The 4993-nt window shown below is 68.7% G+C and carries 5 protein-coding genes; 3 read left to right on the forward strand and 2 right to left on the reverse strand.

Features of this window, described 5'->3' with window-relative positions; translation table 11 throughout:
• The coding region (locus E2493_RS20920) for a PAS domain-containing protein (protein WP_135090712.1) at positions 1–608 on the reverse strand (608 nt) is incomplete at its 3' end.
• Between the two features lie 228 nt (positions 609–836).
• Entirely contained in the window at positions 837–1946 is a 1110-nt protein-coding gene (locus E2493_RS21540) for a DUF5681 domain-containing protein (RefSeq protein WP_167737683.1), read from the reverse strand.
• Between E2493_RS21540 and E2493_RS20930 the strand changes: the two genes are divergently transcribed.
• From E2493_RS20930 to E2493_RS20940, 3 genes are all read left to right on the forward strand, one after another.
• Positions 1884–3212 (forward strand): DUF1963 domain-containing protein, encoded by a 1329-nt coding sequence (locus E2493_RS20930; protein WP_167737684.1) that lies wholly within the window; start codon positions 1884–1886, stop codon positions 3210–3212. The two genes, E2493_RS21540 and E2493_RS20930, sit on opposite strands and share 63 nt — an antisense overlap.
• Positions 3213–3270: 58 nt before the next feature.
• On the forward strand, positions 3271–3906 hold the full coding sequence (locus E2493_RS20935) for a metallophosphatase domain-containing protein (protein WP_135090718.1): 636 nt from the start codon (positions 3271–3273) through the stop codon (positions 3904–3906).
• Positions 3907–4262: 356 nt separating this feature from the next.
• Positions 4263–4580 carry a hypothetical protein gene (locus E2493_RS20940; protein WP_135090720.1) on the forward strand — a complete coding sequence of 106 codons (318 nt, stop codon included), beginning with the start codon at positions 4263–4265 and terminating at the stop codon, positions 4578–4580.
• Positions 4581–4993: the final 413 nt, after the last annotated feature.

Below are 4993 nucleotides of genomic sequence, written 5' to 3' on the forward strand. Positions count from 1 at the left end.
CGGGCAGGCTCGCCGCGGGCGCGATCCTCCTCGGTGTAGAAGCGGGAGAAATGCTGGCCGACGATCTCGTCGGCGGAATAGCCCTTGATCGCCTGCGCGCCGGAATTCCAGTTGGTCACGTAGCCGTCCGGATCGATCATGTAGATCGCATAGTCGCGCACCCCCTGGACGAGCAGGCGGAAGCGGCGCTCGCTCTCGCGCAGCGCGTCTTCCGCGGCGCGTTTCTCGGTGACGTCGCGGGTGATCTTGGCATAACCGATCAGCGCGCCGGCGTCGTCGTAGATCGGATCGACCACGACATGCGCCCAGAAGCGCGTGCCGTCCTTGCGCACGCGCCAGCCCTCGCTCTCGAACTTGCCTTCGGCGGCGGCGATGCGCAGCGCGCGCTCGGGCAAGCCTGCGTCCCTGTCCTCGTCGGTGAAGAAGGTGGAATAATGGCGGCCGATCACCTCGTCGGCCTCATAGCCCTTGAACCGGCGTGCGCCGGCGTTCCAGGTGGCGATCTTGCCGTCCGCGTCCAGCATGTAGAGCGCGTAATCGGTGACGGCGTTGACGAGCCGCTGAAAGCGCTGCTCGATCAGGGACTCGTAACGGGCAGCGTCGGCCATCTTCATCCTGGTGGCTGGGCGGGGAGGCACGTTGCGATACCGCCTTATCCCCCGCGTCCGGGGGGTGCAACGCATTATGGCCTTAAGACTGTGTCGCTTTTCACGCATGGCGGGCGCAGGCGGACCGGGGCGGGGGCCGCGATGCTGCGCAAAACGCTTGGGGGAAGGCGCGCTTCGGCCGCGCCCCGGCGAGGCGTCCACGGTGCGCGAAACAGGCGAAGTACAGGCTCACGCCGCGCGGGCGGTGCCGGCATCCGGAAGCTTGGCGCGGAAGCGCCGCGCCACCTCGGGCCGCAGAGCGGCGGCGCCCGTCGCCGCGTATTCGCCGCAGTCGGCACGCAGTTCGAGAGGCGACACGTGCCGCGGGACCGCGAACCTCCCGTGAGATACGGAAACAGGCGAAATACAGGCGTGCGACGCGAGGGGCGCGGCTGCGGCAGCGGCCGGCGCGGCGTTCGCGCCATCTGGATCCGCGCGCTCCCGCGCGGCTTGGGCGGTGCCCGGGGCCTCGCGCCGGGCGGCCCGATCAGTCCCGCCATCGCCCGCAACAGGCTCTTCGACGTCGCTCGGAACAGGCGAAACACAGGATGTCGCAGCCTTCGGCGCGTCCGCCGCCGGCCGGGGTCCTTCGGTGACGGCGTCGCGCGCCTGGTCCGCGGCGGCGAGCAGCCGGAGCTGGGCGGTGAGCAAGCGCATGACCTGCTGCGCCTCGCGCGGCGTGACCTCGCCCGCCGCCACCGCGGCGATCAGCGCCGTGCCGGCCTCGGCCACGTCCAGCGCCGACGCGACCGGCGGCAGATCGATCGCGACCGGCGCTTCGCGCGGCCGCGGCACCAGCCGGGTAAAGCAGGCGCGCAGCGCCGGCCACTCGCCGGCCAGCGCGCGGGCGACCACCTTGATGACGATCGTCTCTTTGACCTCTGCATCGATCAGGTCGCCCAGCACCGACGCCTTGTTGCGCGCGCCGCGCGGCCGCCCGGCGGGATTGCCGCTCTGCCCGGGCAGGAACTGTCCGGTGGACGAGCGGAGCGAGATGTCACCGAGATCGCACATCAGAGTCTCCTTCCTGAGGGCAGCCGCGTAATCGCGCAGCGGCCACGATGTTCCTGATATGTTCTTTATCTTGGGACGGCGAGAGCTGCAACAAGAAGTTGCGGGTTTCGCAACTGTGCCGTGCTGCCGATGATCGTGCCGTCGAGCGCATCGCCGGTGCTGCGCGATGATCGCGCTGCCGGCTTGTTGATGGGAAGGAGCACGTACAATAGCAGTCAGAGTATGAGCGAGGACGCGTTCGAATTCATGTTCCGGCGCCACCGCCGCGACGCCATTCTTCTTCACCGGTCGTATCCGCCGCATTGCGCCCGCCGCACCAACAGCAAGTTCGGCGGGCTTCCGCGGCTTCCGGACGGCGTCGAGTGGCCGCGCACGCCGAATGGAACCCCGTTACACTTCCTCCTCCAGATCGATTGCGCCGACCTGCCGTTCCGAAGCAGCCTGCCGGAGAGCGGCGTCCTGTTCTTCTTCGCGCGGGACGACGAGAGCCTCGACTGGGACATCGATCGCCCGCCCGAGGAGGCTTGCCGGGTGCTGCACGTGCGCGCCGCGCCGCCCGCGACGCCGCTGCGTCAGCCTCCTTCCGACATCCCGCCCATCGGCGGGGCGTATCGCCCGCACGGCGGCTGGCGAGATACGCTGCGGGAGGGCGAGAATGGTCCCTCATTTCACGTCGAATGGCCGATTGAGCCGCTGGCGATGGACAGCTGGCCGTCGTGGCTCCTCGAGGACGACGCCGCGCCCGGCGCCGGCGACCGTGACGCCGGCCTGGCCCCGCTCTCCGGAAAGCGCCGTGCGCCGGAGCTCGATCTCGATCCCGCGCGGCAGCGTCGATATGCCGACGCGCTCGACCAGCGCCGCAAGGACGCCTTCGCCCGCGCCACAGGCATGGCCCCTCCGGACTTCAGAGTCGACGAGGACCGACAGTCGGGGCGCACCATCTTCTTCCATGCGCAACGCGGCGTCGCGGCCTATCCGCAGCACTGGGCCACGATCCGCTACGCGGCGCGCCTCGTCCTGCGCCAGCTCGCCGTCCGGCCCTATGCGGACCCCGGCCTCGTCGCACGTCTCCCCGCTGAGGCCGAAGCATGGCTGGCGCGCGCCGCCTCGCACGACCTCGATACCAGCGTGTGCGAGGCCGACCGTGCCGACTTTCGCGCCTGGCTGCTCGCGCTGCGGCTGACGGGCGACGACAGCCCGCTCAGCGCCGAAGCCGCGCGGCTGGTCTACCTGTCGATGCTGGCGACGATACGCTGCTGGGCCGGTGATGCCGAACGCGCGGCCCGGATTGCGCCGGAGGCTTACGAGACGATGGCCGCCGCGTTCAGCGCGCCCAACATCGGAGGGCAGGTTTCGTACATGCTGGGCCACCCGCCCGTCGTGCCGCAGCTCGATCGTCCCGACGATCCGGCCGTCTGCCTGCTCACTCTCGCGAGCGAGCAGGCGCTCGGATGGCAATGGGGGGATATCGACAATTGCGTCTTCTGGGTCGGCACCGCAGCCCTCGCGGGGGGCGACTTTACAGGCGTCCGGGCGGCCCTCGAAGGCTGAGTGCCTGCGTGCAGGCGAGGTGTCGCTTCACCCTGGCGCCGCGTGCTAGGCCATCGGCATGGACGTCCGGGTCACGATCGTCAGCGACACCCATGGCCGGCACCGGGAGCTCGCTCTGCCCGGCGGCGACATCCTGATCCATTGCGGCGACATGTTCGATCTGTTCGGCGCGCCGCCGGACCTGGCGGAGATCGATCGCTGGTTCGGCGAGCAGCCTTACGAAAGGATCCTGTGCACGGGCGGCAATCACGACCGGGCGCTCGAAGCGACGCTGGCGCGGCGACCGCAGCCGTTCCGCAACGCCTGGTTTCTCCGGGACGCGCGCGTCGAGGTGGGGGGATTGACGATCTTCGGCAGCCCCTGGGTCCCCGACCTGCCGACGCACGCCTTCCACAAGAGGCAGGCGGCGCTGGCCGCGCTCTGGGCGGAGGTCCCGGCCGGCCCCGACGTGCTGGTGACGCATACGCCGCCGAACGGCGTCCTCGATCAATCGCGCAGCGGCCAGTCGCTCGGCTGCCGAGCCCTGGCGAGCGAGATCGGGCGCATCGCCCCGCGGCTGCACTGCTTCGGACACGTCCACGCCAGCGCCGGCCAACGCAGGATCGGCGAGACCCTGTTCGTCAACGCCTCGTCGATCGAAAGCGGCACCGGCCGCATGCGGGCGCCGGTGACGCTCACGCTCTCGGCGGGGTGAGTGGGCGCGGGGCGTGCCTGCTCGGCTGCGATCTTCGGGGCTGCGGCCGCCTGGCCGGGGCGGCGGCAAGGCGCCAGTTCACGGCCTTCCAGGGCCCGGCACTTTCCCCGGAATCGGAAGATGGAGCGGGACCTCCATACGTGGGGTTTTCGCCTGCGATTGCGGAAGTTCGAAGCCGGGCTTGCGATTGTCCGCAGCTGTCTGGCTGAGCGGACGTTCGCGACGACAATCGCGACGGTCAGCTCTGCGACAGCGGATCGGACGCTCAGCGCGGCGGCACTCCGAGCCCTCTCACGACGTCAATCGACCCATAGGCGACCTTGTGGAGCCGCCGCTCGCGTGGCACCCAAGCGACCATGTCCGTTCCGGCCCAGACGCTCGTCGCAAGCAGCGTCGAATACTATAGTCAAAACGATGAGGCTGCGTTCTTCGGATGGCTCGATCGCATCGAGTGTGTCGACCGCAGCGACGGCTCAGGACTGAACCTGTTCATACATCTGGCCGCCACCCCGTCAGACGACGACCTTCGGGAGCTTTGCGCTCTCTTCTTCCGCTATGGCGTTGATATGACGCAACTCGCCGTCTTTGGGGAAGGCGAAGCCCGAGCGTGGTTCAGAGACCCAGAAATGTACTGGCACGAGCGCGTGTTCGGCAGCCTTTCCGCTGACGGCTAGGGTCTGAAATCCACCCGGGCTGCCATCCGACTGCTGAGTGAGCGCGGGTCGACCTGCCGGCGAGATTCGGACGTTCACGCCCTGTAAGTGCTAGCTTCCGGCTTCGACCCGTTGCGGACCTGCGAACTCACAATGGGATCGTCCACTCCTCATCGTCCGCTTCTTCCATAGCGAGGGCGATGTAGTGCGAGCCGTATCTCTCCTCGAAACCGCTTGCTGTTTCCGCCATCCTATCTGCCCAATGACCGACAACCTCGGCGTAAGCAGCTTGCGCCTCAACGCTAGCCGCTTGCTTCATCCGGCGCATAGCGGTGACAAGTTCTTGCCACAGCTGGGCTCGATCAGCTCCACTCTCAATCTCGGCTCTCCCCTGCCACGGCACGATGGCGCTAGGCGCAACTTATGCGCAACCA

It is taken from the genome of Sphingomonas parva (ex Maeng et al. 2020), from assembly GCF_004564275.1.
In the GTDB taxonomy this organism is placed as follows: Bacteria; Pseudomonadota; Alphaproteobacteria; order Sphingomonadales; family Sphingomonadaceae; genus Allosphingosinicella; species Allosphingosinicella parva.